The organism is Pseudomonas sp. KUIN-1, from assembly GCF_009176725.1.
Taxonomy (GTDB): Bacteria; Pseudomonadota; Gammaproteobacteria; order Pseudomonadales; family Pseudomonadaceae; genus Aquipseudomonas; species Aquipseudomonas fragariae.
Window position 1 is genome coordinate 2,526,525 of the sequence record NZ_AP020337.1, and the last position, 16,878, is coordinate 2,543,402.

Annotated in this window: 13 protein-coding genes and 3 pseudogenes; 10 read left to right on the forward strand and 6 right to left on the reverse strand. The window is 58.9% G+C overall.

What is annotated here, in order from left to right:
• Positions 1-103: 103 nt before the first annotated feature.
• Together KUIN1_RS11710 and KUIN1_RS11715 are read right to left on the reverse strand one after the other, a co-directional pair.
• Entirely contained in the window at positions 104-286 is a 183-nt protein-coding gene (locus tag KUIN1_RS11710) for a DUF1289 domain-containing protein (protein WP_116892752.1), read from the reverse strand.
• Positions 287-288: 2 nt separating this feature from the next.
• A pseudogene (locus KUIN1_RS11715) lies at positions 289-660 on the reverse strand (hypothetical protein).
• 427 nt (positions 661-1,087) lie between these two features.
• Between KUIN1_RS11715 and KUIN1_RS11720 the strand changes: the two are divergent.
• The 5 genes from KUIN1_RS11720 to KUIN1_RS11740 all read left to right on the forward strand — a co-directional run bounded on the left by KUIN1_RS11720 (position 1,088) and on the right by KUIN1_RS11740 (position 6,675).
• Positions 1,088-1,387 (forward strand): hypothetical protein, encoded by a 300-nt coding sequence (locus KUIN1_RS11720; protein WP_024638451.1) that lies wholly within the window; start codon positions 1,088-1,090, stop codon positions 1,385-1,387.
• Between the two features lie 110 nt (positions 1,388-1,497).
• Complete coding sequence (locus tag KUIN1_RS11725) at positions 1,498-2,598, forward strand: SMP-30/gluconolactonase/LRE family protein (protein ID WP_011267530.1); 1,101 nt, start codon at positions 1,498-1,500, stop codon at positions 2,596-2,598.
• A gap of 108 nt (positions 2,599-2,706) precedes the next feature.
• Positions 2,707-3,543, forward strand: coding sequence for a DUF1206 domain-containing protein (locus tag KUIN1_RS11730; RefSeq protein WP_152091989.1), 837 nt, complete (start codon positions 2,707-2,709; stop codon positions 3,541-3,543).
• Between the two features lie 207 nt (positions 3,544-3,750).
• On the forward strand, positions 3,751-5,736 hold the full coding sequence (locus tag KUIN1_RS11735) for a methyl-accepting chemotaxis protein (protein ID WP_152091990.1): 1,986 nt from the start codon (positions 3,751-3,753) through the stop codon (positions 5,734-5,736).
• 18 nt (positions 5,737-5,754) lie between these two features.
• Positions 5,755-6,675, forward strand: a complete 921-nt coding sequence (locus tag KUIN1_RS11740) for a substrate-binding domain-containing protein (protein ID WP_152091991.1) — start codon at positions 5,755-5,757, stop codon at positions 6,673-6,675.
• A gap of 97 nt (positions 6,676-6,772) precedes the next feature.
• Here KUIN1_RS11740 and KUIN1_RS11745 read toward each other — a convergent pair whose 3' ends face one another.
• Entirely contained in the window at positions 6,773-7,717 is a 945-nt protein-coding gene (locus KUIN1_RS11745) for a DNA/RNA non-specific endonuclease (protein WP_003407890.1), read from the reverse strand.
• Between the two features lie 205 nt (positions 7,718-7,922).
• Between KUIN1_RS11745 and KUIN1_RS28645 the strand changes: the two are divergent.
• The 4 genes and pseudogenes from KUIN1_RS28645 to KUIN1_RS11760 form a co-directional block, all read left to right on the forward strand.
• Positions 7,923-8,678 (forward strand): annotated as a pseudogene (locus tag KUIN1_RS28645) (MCP four helix bundle domain-containing protein); the annotation flags it as partial.
• Between the two features lie 132 nt (positions 8,679-8,810).
• A complete protein-coding gene (locus KUIN1_RS28650; protein WP_371834301.1) occupies positions 8,811-9,536 on the forward strand; it encodes a methyl-accepting chemotaxis protein in 726 nt (241 codons plus the stop codon).
• Between the two features lie 162 nt (positions 9,537-9,698).
• Positions 9,699-11,495: a methyl-accepting chemotaxis protein gene (locus tag KUIN1_RS11755; RefSeq protein WP_011267534.1), complete on the forward strand. Its 1,797-nt coding sequence runs from the start codon at positions 9,699-9,701 to the stop codon at positions 11,493-11,495.
• Between the two features lie 179 nt (positions 11,496-11,674).
• Positions 11,675-11,986 (forward strand): DUF6482 family protein, encoded by a 312-nt coding sequence (locus tag KUIN1_RS11760; protein WP_024638445.1) that lies wholly within the window; start codon positions 11,675-11,677, stop codon positions 11,984-11,986.
• Positions 11,987-11,993: 7 nt separating this feature from the next.
• Here KUIN1_RS11760 and KUIN1_RS11765 read toward each other — a convergent pair whose 3' ends face one another.
• The 3 genes from KUIN1_RS11765 to KUIN1_RS11775 form a co-directional block, all read right to left on the reverse strand.
• Entirely contained in the window at positions 11,994-12,395 is a 402-nt protein-coding gene (locus KUIN1_RS11765) for a RidA family protein (RefSeq protein WP_011267535.1), read from the reverse strand.
• Between the two features lie 63 nt (positions 12,396-12,458).
• On the reverse strand, positions 12,459-14,429 hold the full coding sequence (locus KUIN1_RS11770) for a DNA topoisomerase III (RefSeq protein ID WP_024642909.1): 1,971 nt from the start codon (positions 14,427-14,429) through the stop codon (positions 12,459-12,461).
• Between the two features lie 170 nt (positions 14,430-14,599).
• Entirely contained in the window at positions 14,600-15,427 is an 828-nt protein-coding gene (locus KUIN1_RS11775; RefSeq protein WP_024638442.1) for an HDOD domain-containing protein, read from the reverse strand.
• 333 nt (positions 15,428-15,760) lie between these two features.
• Here KUIN1_RS11775 and KUIN1_RS28655 point away from each other — a divergent pair.
• Positions 15,761-16,792, forward strand: a pseudogene (locus KUIN1_RS28655) (HAMP domain-containing protein); the annotation flags it as partial.
• Between the last annotated feature and the right edge of the window lie 86 nt (positions 16,793-16,878).

The following is a 16,878-nucleotide window of genomic DNA, read 5'->3' on the forward strand; positions in this document are numbered from 1 at the left end:
GTGAAGCTCCTGTAATTCGTCCGACTCCAGGCAACCGAGTCACGGGTAATACTGACCCGGACCATTTTAAAGAAGTTTCTGCACCCAAGATGAAATTTAGGCTTCAAATGCTCTTTTTCTGCAGGCTTTTCAGTCGCTGGGTCGCGCGTTGCACGGCAGCCATTTTTTCGGGCCGTTTCATGCGCTTCCACTTGCGAATATCGTCTTTGGTACGCCCGCAGCTCACGCACAGATCGCCGCTGAGCTGGCACACGGAAACGCACGGGTTTTCGATGTCCTTGGCCATGCTCAACCTCGGCTGGCGTATTTGCGTTTGATGCGCTGCTGCCAGTTGCCCGCGTTCTCGCGCAGGCACTGCTCTTCGCAGTCGACATGCACATGCGCCGCTGCATTCGACAGGCTGACCTGGGCATCGTCAAGTGCCTCTACCGTGAGACCGATCATGCGCTCGTCCAACCCGCGCTGCAGCGCAGCGTTCTTGTCGGCCAGCGTATCAAACACCCACACCACCTGCAGGCTGGCCGGGAATGCTGCGTAATCGACTTCATGAGTCAGCCAGCAGAAACCGGGCATCTAGGCCTTGGCGGTCTCGCAGGCGTGCGTCAATGCGCTCACCAGACGCCGATCTGTCTGGGCCTGTTCGCGTTTGCTGGAGGGCATGGTGGACCTTGGAGTGTAGAGGGAAAGATGGTAACGATACCTGATGCCAGTATTGCTCGCAGTACTGATCAACCACATACAACGGGGAATGGTGCCTGGCGTCGGTACCCGCCACGTGACGCGCCACAAACAAATGAATGTTTATTGTTAAACACAAATTTGCGATGAGTCCCTCATGATCTTCTGACCGGGATGATGGAGTGTATGATCGCCGTTCAGGTAGTCTGGTATTCAGTAAATCAATGTAGTTTCAGCTGGGCTAAAGAGCGTTACAGGATTAAAAAGCCAGGCGGTTGAGCTGTTTTTAATGTATGGACAAGGAGCGTGACATGGCATTTGATACCTATAGGTACATCGAAGGTATTCCGGGCGAATCGTTTGATGAAGTGTTCAAAAACTGTATTGAGCTTTCCGATTTTGATGTGAAATGAAACTCATCCTTCACAGTGTGCTGATTCTGGCGCTTTCTGTACTGCTTACCAAATGGCTTGTCGCTTTGGACCTGCTGGCCTCGCTACTTCAAACTGAAACAGGCCTCGATCTGTATGCTTCAGCTACAAATACCCTGGGCATAATCGGTGGCGAGGATGGAGAGTTCATGCTTCTTGCCTTGACGGTATTCGTCATGCTGGTTCCATCGGCGTTTCTTGTGGGCGTTGCAGCTAAAAGGCTTCATACGTTCAGAGCAAAACGGCAGTCAGCAGCAAATAAGAGAGCCGGCAGATAATACGCAGTGCTGTCTGATTGCACGCGGCCATTATTCAAGCCGCCCAGCGGTATCTTGTAGGATGACGTGCGGCCGCAAGACGCGCGCCTTTCCGATAATAAAGATAATGGATGCTCATCATGGAACTCTCATCATCAGGCAGCACACCCGATCAAAGCCGCAGGGGCTTTCTCAAGCAGTCGCTGGCCGTTTCGGCAACCGTTGCCGCCATTGGCGCATTGCCGCGTCTTTCCAGCGCTCAGCCGCTGACCCAGCGTTATCCCGACCCTTTGGTCAGTGTGCTGGACGACAGCTTTACCCACATACGAATATTCAATGCCAGCGTCGAGAAACTGGCCAGCGGCATGCGCTGGGCCGAAGGGCCGGTGTGGATCGGTGACGGTCGCTACCTGCTGGTCAGCGATATTGCCAACAATCGCATCATGCGCTGGGACGAGGTGACGGGTGAGCTGTCGGTGTACCGCGAGCACTCGAACTTTTCCAATGGCATGTGTCGCGACCGTCAGGGCCGGCTGCTGGTTTGTGAGGGCTCCAGCACTACCACCGAGGGGCGGCGCGTGACGCGTACCGAGTACAACGGGCGCATCACCGTGCTGGCCGACAGATTCGAGGGCAAACCTTTCAATTCGCCCAATGACATCGCCTGCAAACGTGATGGGTCTATCTGGTTCACCGATCCCACCTTCCAGGCCGAAAGCAACTACGAAGGTCAAAAGGTCAAGCAGGAGCAACCCTTCGGCGTCTATCGCATAGACCCCGCGAACGGCAAAGTCTCCAGGGTGATCGATGATCTGGCCGGTCCGAATGGCTTGTGCTTTTCGCCGGATGAAAAAACCTTGTATGTGGTCGAGGGGCGCGCCAAACCCCACGGCCTCATCTGGGCGATAGCGGTCAACGAAGACGGCACGCTGGGCGAGCGGGGCAAGCTCATCGAAGGCCTGGACTACGCGGCGATCGACGGCATCAAGTGCGACGAGAGCGGCAATCTGTGGTGCGGCTGGGGCGGTAACGGTGATCCCAAGGCGGATATGGAGAAACTCGACGGTGTACGAGTGTTCAACCCTCAAGGCAAGGCCATCGGCCATATCAGCCTGCCCGAGCGCTGCGCCAACGTCTGCTTCGGCGGGAGAGAGGGCAATCGGCTGTTCATGGCCAGCAGCCATTCGCTTTATTCGGTGTTCGTGAACGCGCGCGGTGCCACGTTTGCCTGACAGCGCGTGACCCGATGACGGCGTATGACACGACGCGTCGTCAATCGGGTCGAACCCCTCGGACTATGCCCGGTCTGTTCCTGTAATTACTTTCAGGGATAGTTATTTATGTCGGCGCAACGCGGCCTTGTTCTACTTGCACGAGGCGGTTATGCCGCCCGTGGGGTTGTTTATCTGATTATCGGTCTGTTCGCGGTACTGGCGGCGCAGGGCTCCTCGCAGCCGGCCGACAGCCACAGCAGTCTTGAAGCGCTATTGAGCCAGCCCTTCGGCGGCGTTCTGGTCGGAGTGGTGATCGTCGGTCTGCTGGCGTTTGCGGCATGGCGTGTCTTGCAGGCTACCCAGGACGTTGACCATCATGGCCGCGAATTCAAAGGGCTGGTGATTCGCGGCGGTCTGTTGGTGGGCGGCTTTACTTACGGCGCACTGGCGTTCTTTGCCTTGGGCCTGCTGGTCAGTGGGCTGAAGAGCTCCGGAGGCTCATCGGGTGGTGGTCAGGCCAAGGACCTGCTGGCAGCCATTCTGTCCTGGGATCACTCCAATCTGCTGGTCTACGTGGTCGCCCTGGTGCCCCTGGGGTTGGGCATTGTGCACATCATCAAGGGCTACAAGGCGTCCTTCGAGAAGTATTTCGAGGCCGATGAAGACGTCATGAAGTACGTCCGTCCGGTATCGCGCTTCGGCCTGATCGCCCGCGGCGTGGCGTTCATCGAAATTGCCGTGCTACTGGCAGTGAGCGGTTCAAGTTATCAGGCCATGCACCCGCCGGGCATGAAAGATGCGCTCAACGGTTTGCAGGATCTGCCCGCAGGCGGCCTGGTATTGCTGATCGTGGCACTTGGGCTGATCGCGTTTTCGGTGTACAGCTTCGCCCAGGCGGCCTGGCGCCGGATCAATATGGACGTGCCTGACGCGCCGGAGTCTGTAGCACGTCATTTCCGCTGATCAACCGTATTCTGGCAAAGGACTGCGTGACGTCTCAGGTCAGGCAGTCCTTTAGTGGCGCCTGCCAGTAAGAATAATGTGATCTACGTCTCAAGTCGTTCTTGGCGAGGCCGACATTCTCTTTAGTGTTGCGATCATTTTCCGGACTGACGTTCTCCACGCGGGCCCGGATCAGATTCAGCGCAATAAAAATAAAAGAGGATAGCCATGACCATTCTTCAGCGAGTGATCGGTGGGTTTGCTGTGCTGGTGTTACTGCTGCTCGCCATGGCAGGTATCAGCTATCAAAGCACCCATTCCATAAGCGATCGGATCAGCGTCATCACAGGGCAGTCCGCACCCTTGAGCAGGGCGGCGAGCGAGCTTTACGTGCATGTGCTGCGCGCCAACCAGGCACTGCTCGGGATTCTGGTCAGCACTGATCCCAAACAGATCGACGATGGCAAGCAGCCCTTCAACGACAGCATGACCCGGTTCAATCAGTTGCTGGACAGCACGCCTGCCTACATTGGCGATCGTGCCGAACTGCGCGACAACCTGAACCAGCAACGCCAACTGAGTGCGGCTTATGCCGAGCAGGCGCAGACGCTGATTGCCAGCCATCGACAGCACGTTCTGCAGGCACTTCAGAGCCGAGTGTTGCAGGGCTACAGCAGCACTCAGGGCGCGCAACTGACCGGTTATCTTCGTGACTATATTGCCCGCGAGCGCAACGCCGGCTCCGCCGAGACGGTGGCGGCGGGGGAAAAGCTGTTACTGGACGTCGGCAAATCCTACGAAGGTCTGGCTGCCCATGCCGCCACACCGAATATTCAGACCTTGCAGCGCGTACTCAACTTGCAGGATGAGGTGATCAGTACCCGCACACGGGAGCTCATCGCAGCCGACCCGCGCGCTGGCCGGATTGCCGCGGTGATGGTCAACCGCCTGCTTAACGATCTGACTGGCAGCGACGGCGTTTATCAGGCCTACAGGCAGGAAGCGGCACTCGCCGAGCAGGTCGACAAACAGCGCCAGGCAGCGGAGACCCGTCTTCAGGCAACGCTGGGCAAGATTGGCGAGTTCGGCGATCAGTCACTGGCGGTGGCCAACGAGGCCAAGGCCGGGGCTGATTCGACCATCGCCACCAGCCTCAGCCTGTTGCTGATCGCCTGCCTGCTGGCCGTCATGGCGGCAGCAATCATCGGTACATGGGTCGCCTTCAGCCTGCGTCGCCCTCTGGCGGCGTTCCGCGAGGTTTTGAAGACGCTCACCAGTGGCGACATGCGGGTACGTTTCGACGTCAGCCGCCGCGATGAGTTTGGTGAGTTGGGTGGTTATCTCAATGAATTCACCCAGTCGTTGCAACAGACGTTTCGTCAGTTGATCGGCTCGGCCGACACCCTGGCGCTGACCGCCAGCCAGAACGCGCAGATCAGTGAGCAGACTACCCGCGTGGTCGACGAGCAGAAGGATCGGCTCAACTCTGCCGCGTCAGCCATGAATGAAATGGAAAGCACGGTCGAGGAAGTCGCCCGTCGGGCTCAGGACACCCGTGGCGCGGTGGACAGCACCAGTGAGCTGACCGGGAAAGTGCAAAAGCGTGTGGCTGACACCATCGTCAACATTCGCCAGCAGGCTGAGCAGGTCAACAAGGCGTCTGCGGTGACCGACGAGTTGCAGAAATACGGGCAGAACATCGACGGCATCGTCGACGCCATTCGCACCATTGCCGAACAGACTAACCTGCTGGCGCTCAACGCAGCCATCGAAGCGGCGCGGGCTGGTGAGCAGGGCAGGGGCTTTGCGGTGGTGGCCGATGAGGTGCGCTCGCTGGCCAGTCGCACTCAGACCTCCACCAGCGAGATCCAGGAAATGATCGGGCAGATGCAGAGCAAGATCCATTCGGCGGTAGAGGTGATGAACGAAAGCCAGATCCAGTCCGACCATTGCGTGACACTGGCCTCCGGCGCTGATCAATTGCTGGTGGAAATGGGCGAGGCGGTGGATGTGATTCGCGACATGAACATTCAGATCGCTGCGGCCACCGAACAGCAAAGCGCGACCGTGCAGGAGACCAGTCGCATGGTCACGCACATCAACGATTCCGCCCAGCAGGCCGCCGACGGTGCCGAGCAATCGGCAATCAGCAGTCAGGACCTGTCGAAAATGGCCAGGGATCAGCGCGAGCTGCTCCATCATTTCAGCGTTTAACGCCCCGGGAGTCAGAACATGAAACAGTGGTTATCGATTTCCCTGAGTGCGAGCCTGCTGTTCGCTGGCCTGGCGCAGGCGGCCACGCCGCTGATCGGTGTAGGCATGGCCAAATATAACGACAACTTCCAGACCATCCTGCGCCACGGCGTGGAAAAACAGGTAGCCCTGCTGGACGCCGACATTTTCATGGAAAACGGCCAGGACGACGTGGAGCTGCAGATGCGGCAGTTTCGCAATCTGGTGAACTCGAAAGTCGATGCCATCGTTGTCGCGATGGTGAGTGGCAAAAGTGCACCGGAAATGATGCGTCTGGCCAACGAGGCCAAGGTTCCGCTGGTATTCGTCAATCGCAATCCTGAGCCTGCCACGTGGCCTGCACTGACGGCGTTCGTCGGCTCCGACGAACTGGAATCCGGCACATTGCAGATGGAAGAGCTGGCTCGCCGTGCCAATTACAAGGGCAATGTGGTGATTCTGGTCGGCGACCCGAGCAACAAATCATCGGTCATGCGCACCGAGGACGTGGAGAAGGTGGTCGCCAAGTACCCGGACATGAAGGTTGTGCAGAAGAAAATCGGCAACTGGGAGCGCAGTCAGGCTGCGACCATCGTGATTGAATGGGTCAAACAGGGCGTTGACTTCTCCATCATCGCCGCCAACAACGACGAAATGGCCATTGGGGCAATCATGGGGCTGGAAAAAACCGGTAAAAAGGCGGGTGATTACCTGGTGGGCGGGATCGACGGCACCCCGGACGGTTTGAAGCTGATGGCCGAAGGCAAGATGGCGGTGAGCGTGTTCCAGGATGCGCTCGGGCAGGCTAACGGCGCAGTGGATGCCGCGATGCGCATGGCGCGCGGCGAAACCCTGGCGTCCCCGGTCATCTGGGTGCCGTTCAAGCTCATTACTCCGGAAAATCGTCGGCAGTTCGAGTAGTGCTCAGGTTACAAACGTGTGGCGCTGGGCGTCACACGTTTGTGTCCTTGCTGCACACTCGGGGTCGAACATGGAGCAGGGCGCGCTTACCGGCAAGTCAGACTCGAATATCCTGCGGTCCGCGGATCTGGGCTTCGATGCGTGTGCCGGTCAGGCGTTCTTCGTTGGAGAAGCCGTCGTAGCTGGACAGGTCGCCAAAGCGAATGCCGGTGAGTTGTTCGATCTGCGCGACGCTGCGTTGCCAGGTTTTGAGTGGGCCGAACATGATGTCCAGCTTACCCAGCTCGCGGGTCTGGTCGATCATGTAGGCGCTGGCCGAAGGCTTGCCGTCATCACCGAGAAACGCCACGACCTTCCAGAATGCAGAAGGGATTTTGACGTTGCGGTAGCTGCGGTCGTCGTCGCGCAGCACAGGGCCGGTGAACACCGTTACCCGTGATTTCCAGCGTCGTGTGTTGTCGAGAATGTAGTCCTCGAGTTCCAGCCAGGTCTTCTGGTTGAACGCGCCCATCTGCGGCGAGCAGTTGGTGAAGTGGAAGGTGTCGCTGTTGGCAACTTCGGCTTCCTTGCCCCAGTTAGGGTCCTGACGCCGAACCAGATGGCCGCGATCCAGCAGGTTGTCGGCATACACGCTCTCGCCAATCTGCGCCTCGGCGGGCAGACGGCCGTCAAATGCCCAGGAATCCTTGCTGCGCTTGACCTCTACACTGTTGGCACCGTCAATGTTGACGCCGACATACAGCGCCAGACGCCGACTGCGCGACATGGTGATGGAAAAGTGCGTGTAATCGAGGCGATCGCCGGCGTTCTTCAAAGGATAGACGTCAGGCGCAAGCTCCTCGTCGGCAGTCGGCCAGGGCACGATAAAATCGCCGAGGAAGTTCTCTGCATAGCCGGTGCGTTTTTTCAAGTCGCTTGCTGGTGTGGTGCGTCCTGCGGCAAGCGCCTGTGGTTCGAGCAATGGGGTCGTCGACGTCAGCGGTTTGAGGTCGGCAAGGCGGGGACGGTAGGCGAGATCGATGGCGAACTTCTTGTCAGGCACAGTGCTTGCTCCTGTGGGGGATTGAATGTGTTTAGTTCACCATAGACGCGTTACAGAGTGGCGTCAGGCCGGACGTTCGACATGATCGACTGCCGATTCGGCAAATTCCGTTAAATAGGCTTAAGTATCTGGCAACGTGCGTCGATAAGCTGGTGATAAGAGCAATCCGCAGCTCGCGTTATTTCATTGACCGGAGGGCTACAGGATGTCGATAAAGCTACGTCTGTTCTTGCTGATAGGCACCAGTGTACTGACCGTCATGATCATCAGCCTGGTCAACTACCTGGGTAACACGCGCATGGAGGCGGCGATGCTCGACAGTGAAGTCAGCATGGCTGCGCTGGGCAATCACCTGGAAGCCGACATGATGCATGACGCGCTGCGTGCCGATGTGCTGTCGGCGATGCTGTTTGGTCTGGGCAGGAGCAACAGCACGCGTGACGAAGTGCAGACATCCCTGAAAGAGCATGCCGCACTGTTTCGCAAGGTCGTGAGCGATAACCTGCAACTGCCGCTCACCGATGCCATCAAGGCGGAGCTGAGCAGGATAAAGCCAAGCCTCGACGCTTATATCAGCGCAGGCGAGCGGATTGTCGGGCTGGCCATCGACAGCCCGGACCGTGCGCAGCAAGAACTGGGTACGTTCTCCAGCGCCTTCACGCAACTGGAGGGGCAGATGTCGACCTTGAGTGACCTGATCGAGGACAACTCCAAAGCCAGCGGCGAACGCACCCGTCAGACCACCCGCAGTGCCAATCTCACCTTGGCGGTCGTGCTTTCGATCAGTATTTTGCTGCTGCTGGTCCAGGGGCATTGGGTGACGCGCAGCATCATGATCCCGCTTGCGTCCGCCAGTCGTATTGCCGACAGCATTGCTCATGGCAACCTCAGCGAACCCATTGCCGAGTCCCGTGGCCGTGACGAAGCCAGCATGCTGATTCGCAGCCTGGCGATCATGCAGCGTGACCTGCGCAGCATGATCGAAGTGGTGCGCAGCAATGCCAATGACGTCAGCGGCATGAGCCGTCAGCTCAGCAGTGGTTGCCATGAGGTGGCCGACAGCAGCCGGCAACAGAGTTCGGCAGCCGGCACCATGTCGGCGGCGACCAGCGAGATGACCGCAAGTATCGAAGAAATCACCCGGCATGCCGGGCAGGCACTGGAAATGGCCAGTCAGGCCGAATCCCTGGCCAAGAACGGCGGTCGGGTGATTCATCAGGTGGTCAGTGACATGGACAGCATTGCCCGTTCGGCACAGCAGTCGGCTCAGGTGATCCGCACGCTGGACAAGGACTCGGAAGGCATCTTCAATATTATTCAGGTCATCAAGGGGATTGCCGACCAGACCAACCTGCTGGCGCTCAACGCGGCCATCGAGGCTGCCCGTGCCGGCGAGCAGGGCCGTGGTTTTGCCGTGGTGGCCGATGAGGTGCGCAGCCTGGCCGGACGCACCAGTGCGTCTACCCAGGAAATCACCGCCATGGTTGCGCGCATCCAGCAGAGCACCCGCGAAGCGGTTACCAGCATGGAAGCCGGTGTCGCTCAGGTCGACAAGGGCATGGCGGTCACCGCCGAAGTGGAACGTGCGATCAGCGACATCCTGGATGCTACGTTGAGCACTACGCAGTTGGTCAACGACATCACCCGTACCATTGGCGAGCAAAGTCTGGCCAGTAATGAAATCGCCCATCAGGTGGAAATGATTGCCAGCATGTCCGAGGGCAATAGCCGGGTCATCGGCCAGACCGCCAGTACCACCGACGAACTGTCGGTAATGGCCGGGCAGCTTTCACAATCGGTCGATCGCTTTCAGCTGTGATATCAAATTGCCCAGGTCTGCAGTACTCTGCGGCGCGAAAAGCGCCGTGAACTGCGTGGCTGAAGTTTTTCCGCCTGCGCTGAAGGCGAACGCATTAAAGCTTTGGTAGCGACAGACGTTAACCATCGCACCGGAATCACCCTTGTACCCAGGAGCAGCAAAATGCAGACGTTAAAGGCTTTGTACGAGTCAGTTGAAAAGCAGTTTTTCAACACGCTGACCAAGAAGCTATCAAGCCTTTTCCTGCTGGTCCTGGTCAGCGCCTTGCTGTATTGGGTGGCGCTGAATATTCGTTCCGACATCATGCTGCAATTGCGCGGCACACAAACGGACCCGGCCGCGCTGGGCGTGATCCAGAGTCAGCTCGATCTGCTGAGCAATGCGATTTTGCTGAGCACGCTGTTCACGCTGGTCATGGTCAGCTTCATGGTCTGGTATTTCCGCCACCTGATCGTGCGCCCGGTGATGTCCATGACCCGTGCGCTCGAAGAGGTCGCCAGCGGTGAAGGTGATCTGTCGAGGGATCTGCCGTTGCTCACTCACGATGAAATTCGCGGGCTGGCCAGTACCTGCAATCTCTTTCTGGCCAAACAGCGTGAGATCATCAGCAGCATTCAGGGGCTGACGGTACAGATTGCCGTCGAGTCGGCGCGTTCGCTGAAGAACATCAGTGATTCCAGCGACAGCGCGACCGATCAGGCCCGCTTCGCCAGAGAAGTGATGGACCAGAGCAACATGGCAGTGGGCAGCATCGAGGATGTCTCGCAGCAGACTCAGGGCATTTCCAGCACCACCGCGCAGAACCTGAGCATGGCGCGCGACTCTTACGCCGAATTGCTGGAAGTGACCGGAAACATCAGCCAGATATCCAGCAGCCTGAATGAGTTCGGCGGGTTGGTCTCCGGCTTGAATGAGCGTTCATCAAGCATCAAGTCGATTGTCGGGCTTATTCAGCAGATTTCTTCGCAAACCAACCTGCTGGCGCTCAATGCGGCCATCGAAGCGGCGCGGGCGGGGGAGAGTGGTCGAGGTTTCGCGGTGGTGGCCGACGAAGTACGCACGCTGGCGCAAAACGTCAGCAAAGCCACTGACGACATCTCGCGCAACATCGACGCCATGCTTCAGGAAGTCAGCTCCACACACGAACAGACCATTCAGATCAGCCAAAGCGCCCGCGAAACCCAGCTGGTGGTGGAGCGTGCGTCCGGCCATTTCGAAAGCATGATCGGCGATTTCGAGTCGACCAACGACAAGCTCGCCGACATCGCGGCGCACATTCAGCAGTTTGCCTCTACAAACACGGGGATCAATGAACGGGTAACGCGGATTTATTCCGATAGCCAGGCCATCGACCAGCGCATGCAGCACTCCGCGACGGCCACCCGGGATCTGTCCAGTGTGGCCGAGCAGGTGCAGGCGTTGCTGGGGCGATTTGTGCTTGGGCATGGCGAACTGGATGCGGCGATTACTCGCGCCAGTCAGTGCCGTGACATTCTGCAAGTCCGTCTGGCCGAGCTGCACAAGCAGGGTGTCAATCTGTTCGATCAGAGTTACAAGCTGATTCCGGGCACAGACCCCAAACAATACACGACCGGTTACACCGAGCGTTTTGCGCAAATCTGCCAGGAAGAATGCGACAAGCTGACCAAGGGCACACGCGGCGGCAAGGTCACCTTCATTGTCGACAGCAAAGGCTATTGCCCGGTCAATAACAGCTGGGTATCGCAAAAACCTACCGGCAATCGCGAAGTCGACCTGCCGGTGTGCCGCAACAAACGCATGTTCTCCGACCCGATCGGCCTGCGTGCTGCAGGCAACAAGCAGCGTTTTCTGTTGCAGACTTACTTGCGCGATACCGGCGAGATCATGACCGAAATCGATGTGCCGTTCTTTTTCGAGGGGCGCCACTGGGGCAACTTGCGGATGGGCTTCGATGCCGCGCTGCTGCTGGGGAAATAAGCGGGGGCGCGACGTGCGCGCCCGATGCTCGATGCCGACCCACAGTAACATCGCCTAACCCGTTTCATGTACCCATGGCAGAACGCATGCAGGCTGGCCTGATCCGAAACGACTGAACGTTTGTGCCAATAAAAGCTCCATTTTCAAGCGGCGCTGATTTCCAGAACGCCACCGGAGGTGTGACTTTGAACATTCAAGACCTGACCAAGCATGTAAAGGATCAAACGGTTCGTGAACTCGATCTGATCTCCATGGAAGGCGGTTCCTACGTGCTCCACGCGAAGATCGACGGCAAGTCCGTGCCGGTGGAGGACTCGAGTGGAAAAACCCTGCACGTTGCCTCGGTGGAAGAAGCGCGCAAGGTGCTGTCTTCGGTGTCTGACGTGAAGCTGTTCATGACCCAAGCCGTGGCGCATGACGAGATGGTCGGTCTGGATGACGTTCGGGCACAGGCTTCGCGGCACGAGATACCCTTGCGCTCGAGCCTGTAACTGCCGATCAGGCGTTGTTGCGCCTGACCGCAATGCACTTGATCTCCAGAAGCAGCCCTGGATGTGCCAGCTCAGCCACGCCGATGCAGGTCCAGGCGCACTGGCCACGCGGGAAGATGCGGTTTTTCACCTCGCGAAACACCGCCATGTGTTCGCTCATGGCGACGTGATAAGTGGTCATGTCGACGATATCGTCGAAGGTGCAGCCGCCCTCGGCGAGTACCGTGCGCAGATTCTCCCAGCAGGCGATGAATTGCGCCTCGGGGTTGAGAATGACCTCCATATCCCGTGTACGTCCCACCTGGCCCGCGCAGTACAGGGTATCGCCAACCCTGACCGCAGGCGCATAGCCTGCACGGTCCATGATCGACTGCATGGTGGGCGGGATGATGAGCTCTCGGTCTGACATGTTGTAACACCTGTTCGTAACGCTTGAATGTGCAATGGCTGGTCTGGCTATCGCTGTTGCGGCCTACGCCTTGGCGGCCGGTCTGGCAGCACGCCGCGGCTTTTTCGCCGCAGTGTCCGTTGTGGCGGTCTTGGCGACGCGCGTTGTGGTCTTGCGTTTTTTCTTCCAGGGCGGTTTAACGCCCGCCGGGCTGGCCGGTCCGCTGATGCTCATACCCATGCCGACGCAACGGCTGATCTGTTTGCTCATCCACGCCGCCTGTTTGGCGACGAACTCTTCAAGGCTCATTTCGCCGCTCTGGACCATGTCCAGCGCCTGTTCCCAGATGGCGGTGGTGCCCGGATCGGCGATGGCACGGGGCACGGCGTCGATCAGGCTGAAGGCTGCCGGAGCTGCGCACAGCGACTTGCCCTGCTTGGTCAGGTAGCCACGGTCCAGCAGGCCTTGAATGATCCCGGCGCGGGTGGCTTCGGTGCCGATGCCGGTGGTGTCCTTGAGCTTCTGTTTGAGCAGCGGGTCTTCCACCAGTTTGGCGACGTTCTTCATCGCCTTGATCAGGTCTCCCTCGGTGAACGGCTTGGGCGGCTGGGTCCAGAGGTCCTTGAGGATGACCTCGGCGACTGCACACTCGCAGCCCTGAAACAATGCCGGCAACGGCTGCGGGGCAGGCGCTTCGCGACCCTTGGCCGGGGCCAGCGCTTCGGGCATTGCACGCTTCCAGCCCGGCTCGACAATCTGCTTGCCCACCGCACGCAGCGCGTGGCCTGCACAGTCGAAGTCAGCTTGGGTGCGGTCGTATTCATGGTTGGGCAGAAACTGGGCCAGATAACGCGCCCTGATCAGGGTGTACACCGCTCGCGGTTTGCCGCTCAGACGTTCTACGCCGCGTACAGCTGCGGTGGGAATGATGCCGTGGTGGGCCGTCACTTTGCTGTCATTCCAGGCCCGTGACCGACGTTGTGGGTCGAGGTGCGGCGACAGGTTTGCCAGCGCAGGGTCGGCCTTGCACAGCGCCGCGATGATGCCTGCGGCTTCAGCGTGCTGACTGTTCGGCAGGTATCCGCAATCGCTGCGCGGGTAGGTGATGACCTTGTGGGTTTCATACAGGGACTGGGCGATGTCCAGGGTTTCCTGCGCGCCGAGGCCGAGCTTTTTCGAGCAGATTTCCTGCAGGGTGCCCAGGTCGAACGGCAAGGGCGCCGCTTCGCGAATGCGCTCGGTGCGCAGCTTGACCAGCCGTGCGCTGGCAGCGCCGCGCATCGCTTGCGCAGCCTGTTGCGCCAGCGCCTGATTCAGGCAGCGGTCCTGATCGTCGCAGGCATCCGAGGGTGCGCGCCACTGGGCAATGAACGCCTGATTGTCATGCAGCAGCCTGACGTCGATAGCCCAATAGGGCGCCGGGACAAAGTTGGCGATACTGCGATCACGGTCCACCACCAGTCGCAGGGTCGGGGTTTGTACCCGGCCGACCGGAAGGACGCCCTGATAACCGGATTGCCGACCCAGCAGGGTGAACAGGCGGCTCATGTTCATGCCGATCAGCCAGTCGGCGCGTGATCGGCCCAGTGCCGAGTGATACAGGCTGAACGTATCGGCACCGGGCTTGAGCGCCGCCAGTGCCTTGCGGATCGAGGCGTCATCCAGTGCCGACAGCCACAAACGCTGAATCGGCCCGCGATAGCGACAGTGCTCGATCAGTTCGCGGGCGATCATTTCGCCCTCACGGTCGGCGTCGGTGGCAATCACCAGCTCCGTCGCTTCACCCAGCAGCCGCTTGACTGCCTTGAACTGGCTGGCGGTTCTGGGCTTGACCAGCATCTTCCATTTTTCCGGCACGATGGGCAGGTCTTCCAGCACCCAGCGTTTGTAACGTGCATCGTAGGCATCGGGCGGGGCGGTTTCCAGCAGGTGGCCGATGCACCAGGTTATCGTCGCATTGGCACCCACCCAGCAGCCGTCGCCACGCCGGGTTGCGCCGAGCGCAGCCGCAATATCTTTGGCCTGGGAGGGTTTTTCGCAGAGAAACAGCCGCATGACTACCGTCGTCGATTACCGGTGCAAGGGCTGCAAGGATGAACGTTGAATGCGCGGCGGGCAAGTTTTATCTGTATGGATATACAGATAAACGCGCTGTGCGGCCGCTGCAATCGACCGCCTGACGCCATGCCCGCTTGCGCGGTTCAGCCTCTAGAGTTGCCGGTGGCTCAGCTCAACAATTCGGAAAATGCCTTGTCGGCTTCCAGCACCGCCGGCAGCCCGGCAAACAGCGCGTCCAGATCGATGCCTTCCATCAGCGGCCCGCCTGACGCCTGCTGCGCCTGAGGTGTCGCGCCGCCGTGAGCTTCCAGGGCATCCGAAATGGTGATGGCCTGGGCGACGATCCTCGGCAGCGATGCGTCAGCCGGTGCTTTCATCGGCGTTGCCTGATAGGCGATAGCCTGTTGAATGACCTTGGGCAGATGCCAGCGACTGGCCAGTTCTGCACCGACCTCCGGGTAGCTGAAACCCAGTTGCAGGGTTTCGCTGGCCGCACGCCCTGGCGTTCCGGCTTTGGCGGCGTTGTTCAGACGCTCGGCAACATCGGGTGCGCCAGTCTGGATCAGTAACTCACCGATGTTATGCATGACCCCGCAGGTAAAGGCGATTTCAGGGTCGACGCCGGTCTGTTTCGCCAGCATCCGGCAGATTCCTGCCACCTGAAAGCTTTTTAGCCAGAACCCCTTGAGATCAAAACTCGGCCCGGCCTTGAATGCACCGGTCACTGCCGAGGCCATGACCAGCGTACGCAGCGTATTGAAACCCAGGCGCATGGCCGCGTCTTCGATACTTGAGGATTCCCTCGAGCCGCGAAAGCGTGCCGAGTTGGCCAGGCGCAGTACCTTGGCGGCAATCACCGGGTCCTTCTCGATGTTGCGGGCGATGCTTTCCAGGTTCGAAGAGGGATTGTCAAATTGCAGCATCAAGTCCTGAGCCACTTTGGGAATACTCGGGAGGCTGTGCAAACCGTCAAAAAGTTGCTCGATACTTGGCATGGCGGGGCCATCCTGTGCAGGGCGGGGGATGATTTCAACCATAGCCAGTTTTTCCTGTTCTGCACGCTTGAGTGTCAATTGTGGGAGGGATGTCTCGACGCACGATGAAAAAAATAATCAAGGACTCGTGGATCGCGCCGATATGGCGATACAAGCGTCTCTGTAAGGTTTCGATACTCGCACCTGCCTGGTGATTGACGCCGCGGCAGGTGTATCGGCTCCGGTTGCTGAACGGCCTGTGGGTTGTAACGTGAAATAGACGGCACTGTTGTGAAGTTTGATTGGCGATCCAGAGATCGTCCTTATTGGTTTTTTGCCGTGGAAGTAACCGCTATGAAAAGTCTGGGTTTCAGCAAAAAGATCCTTCTCGCCGCCGCATTGATTGTGGTCGTGGCGTTCAGTGTGTTCATTGTCGTCAATGACTATCGACAACGTCAGTCGCTCAAATCCAGCGTCAAGTCCGAGTTGCAACAACTGGGTACGCTCACCACACAAAACATTCAGACCTGGCTGGAAAGCCGCATGCAATTGCTGCAGTCGATGTCGCAGCAAATCGCCGCGGATGGCAAGGAGCTGCCCCAGTTGCAGCGCGCCATCGGCCTGCCTGCCTACAGCGAAAGCTTTCAACTGAGCTACTTTGGCAGCACCGAAGGCGTAATGTTCTCGGTGCCGTCGGCCAATCGCCCGGCTGACTACGATCCGCGTGCGCGTGGCTGGTACAAGGCGGCACAGAATGCGCCGGGCACCATTGTGACCGAACCCTACATCGCGGCATCCTCCGGCAAGCTGGTCATGACCATGGCCACCCCGGTCAAGTTTCAGAATCAGTTCGTGGGCGTGGCCGGTGCTGATATCGCTCTGGACAACGTCACCAAGATCATCAACTCGCTGAACTTCGATGGCCATGGCTATGCATTCCTGGTCAGTGCCGACGGCAAGATTCTGGTGCATCCGGACAGCAAACTGGTGCTCAAGAACATCAGTGAAGCCTACCCGACCAATACTCCGAAAATTACCACCGGCGTGACTGAAATCGACTCCGGTAAAAAGCCGGAGATCATTTCCTTCACGCCTGTTCAAGGTGTTTCGACGGCCAACTGGTACGTGGCACTGGTCCTCGAGCAGGATTCCGCCTATGCCATGTTGGCCGAGTTCCGTGCCTCGGCCATCACGGCCATGGTGGTAGTGGTGGTGGTGATCATCCTGCTGCTGGGCCTGTTGATTCGCGTGCTGATGCAACCCTTGCATCAGATGGGTCGGGCGATGCGTGACATCGCTGACGGCGAGGGCGATCTGACCAAGCGTCTGGCAATCACCTCGCAGGATGAGTTCGGCGAACTGGCCGAGTCGTTCAACCGTTTCGTCGAGCGTATTCACACCTCGATCCGTGAAGTGGCTTCGACTGCCGCGCAATTGGGTGAGGTTGCCACCCGGGTGGTCAAGGTCTCCAA

Excerpts from the sequence above, each read along its gene's own strand:
- KUIN1_RS11710 (WP_116892752.1), bottom strand. The coding sequence starts at position 286 with ATGGCCAAGGACATCGAAAACCCGTGCGTTTCCGTGTGCCAGCTCAGC.
- KUIN1_RS11720 (WP_024638451.1), top strand. The coding sequence starts at position 1,088 with ATGAAACTCATCCTTCACAGTGTGCTGATTCTGGCGCTTTCTGTACTG.
- KUIN1_RS11725 (WP_011267530.1), top strand. The coding sequence starts at position 1,498 with ATGCTCATCATGGAACTCTCATCATCAGGCAGCACACCCGATCAAAGC.
- KUIN1_RS11730 (WP_152091989.1), top strand. The coding sequence starts at position 2,707 with ATGTCGGCGCAACGCGGCCTTGTTCTACTTGCACGAGGCGGTTATGCC.
- KUIN1_RS11735 (WP_152091990.1), top strand. The coding sequence starts at position 3,751 with ATGACCATTCTTCAGCGAGTGATCGGTGGGTTTGCTGTGCTGGTGTTA.
- KUIN1_RS11740 (WP_152091991.1), top strand. The coding sequence starts at position 5,755 with ATGAAACAGTGGTTATCGATTTCCCTGAGTGCGAGCCTGCTGTTCGCT.
- KUIN1_RS28650 (WP_371834301.1), top strand. The coding sequence starts at position 8,811 with ATGTCGGCGGCGACCAGCGAGATGACCGCAAGTATCGAAGAAATCACC.
- KUIN1_RS11755 (WP_011267534.1), top strand. The coding sequence starts at position 9,699 with ATGCAGACGTTAAAGGCTTTGTACGAGTCAGTTGAAAAGCAGTTTTTC.
- KUIN1_RS11765 (WP_011267535.1), bottom strand. The coding sequence starts at position 12,395 with ATGTCAGACCGAGAGCTCATCATCCCGCCCACCATGCAGTCGATCATG.
- KUIN1_RS11770 (WP_024642909.1), bottom strand. The coding sequence starts at position 14,429 with ATGCGGCTGTTTCTCTGCGAAAAACCCTCCCAGGCCAAAGATATTGCG.
- KUIN1_RS11775 (WP_024638442.1), bottom strand. The coding sequence starts at position 15,427 with ATGCCAAGTATCGAGCAACTTTTTGACGGTTTGCACAGCCTCCCGAGT.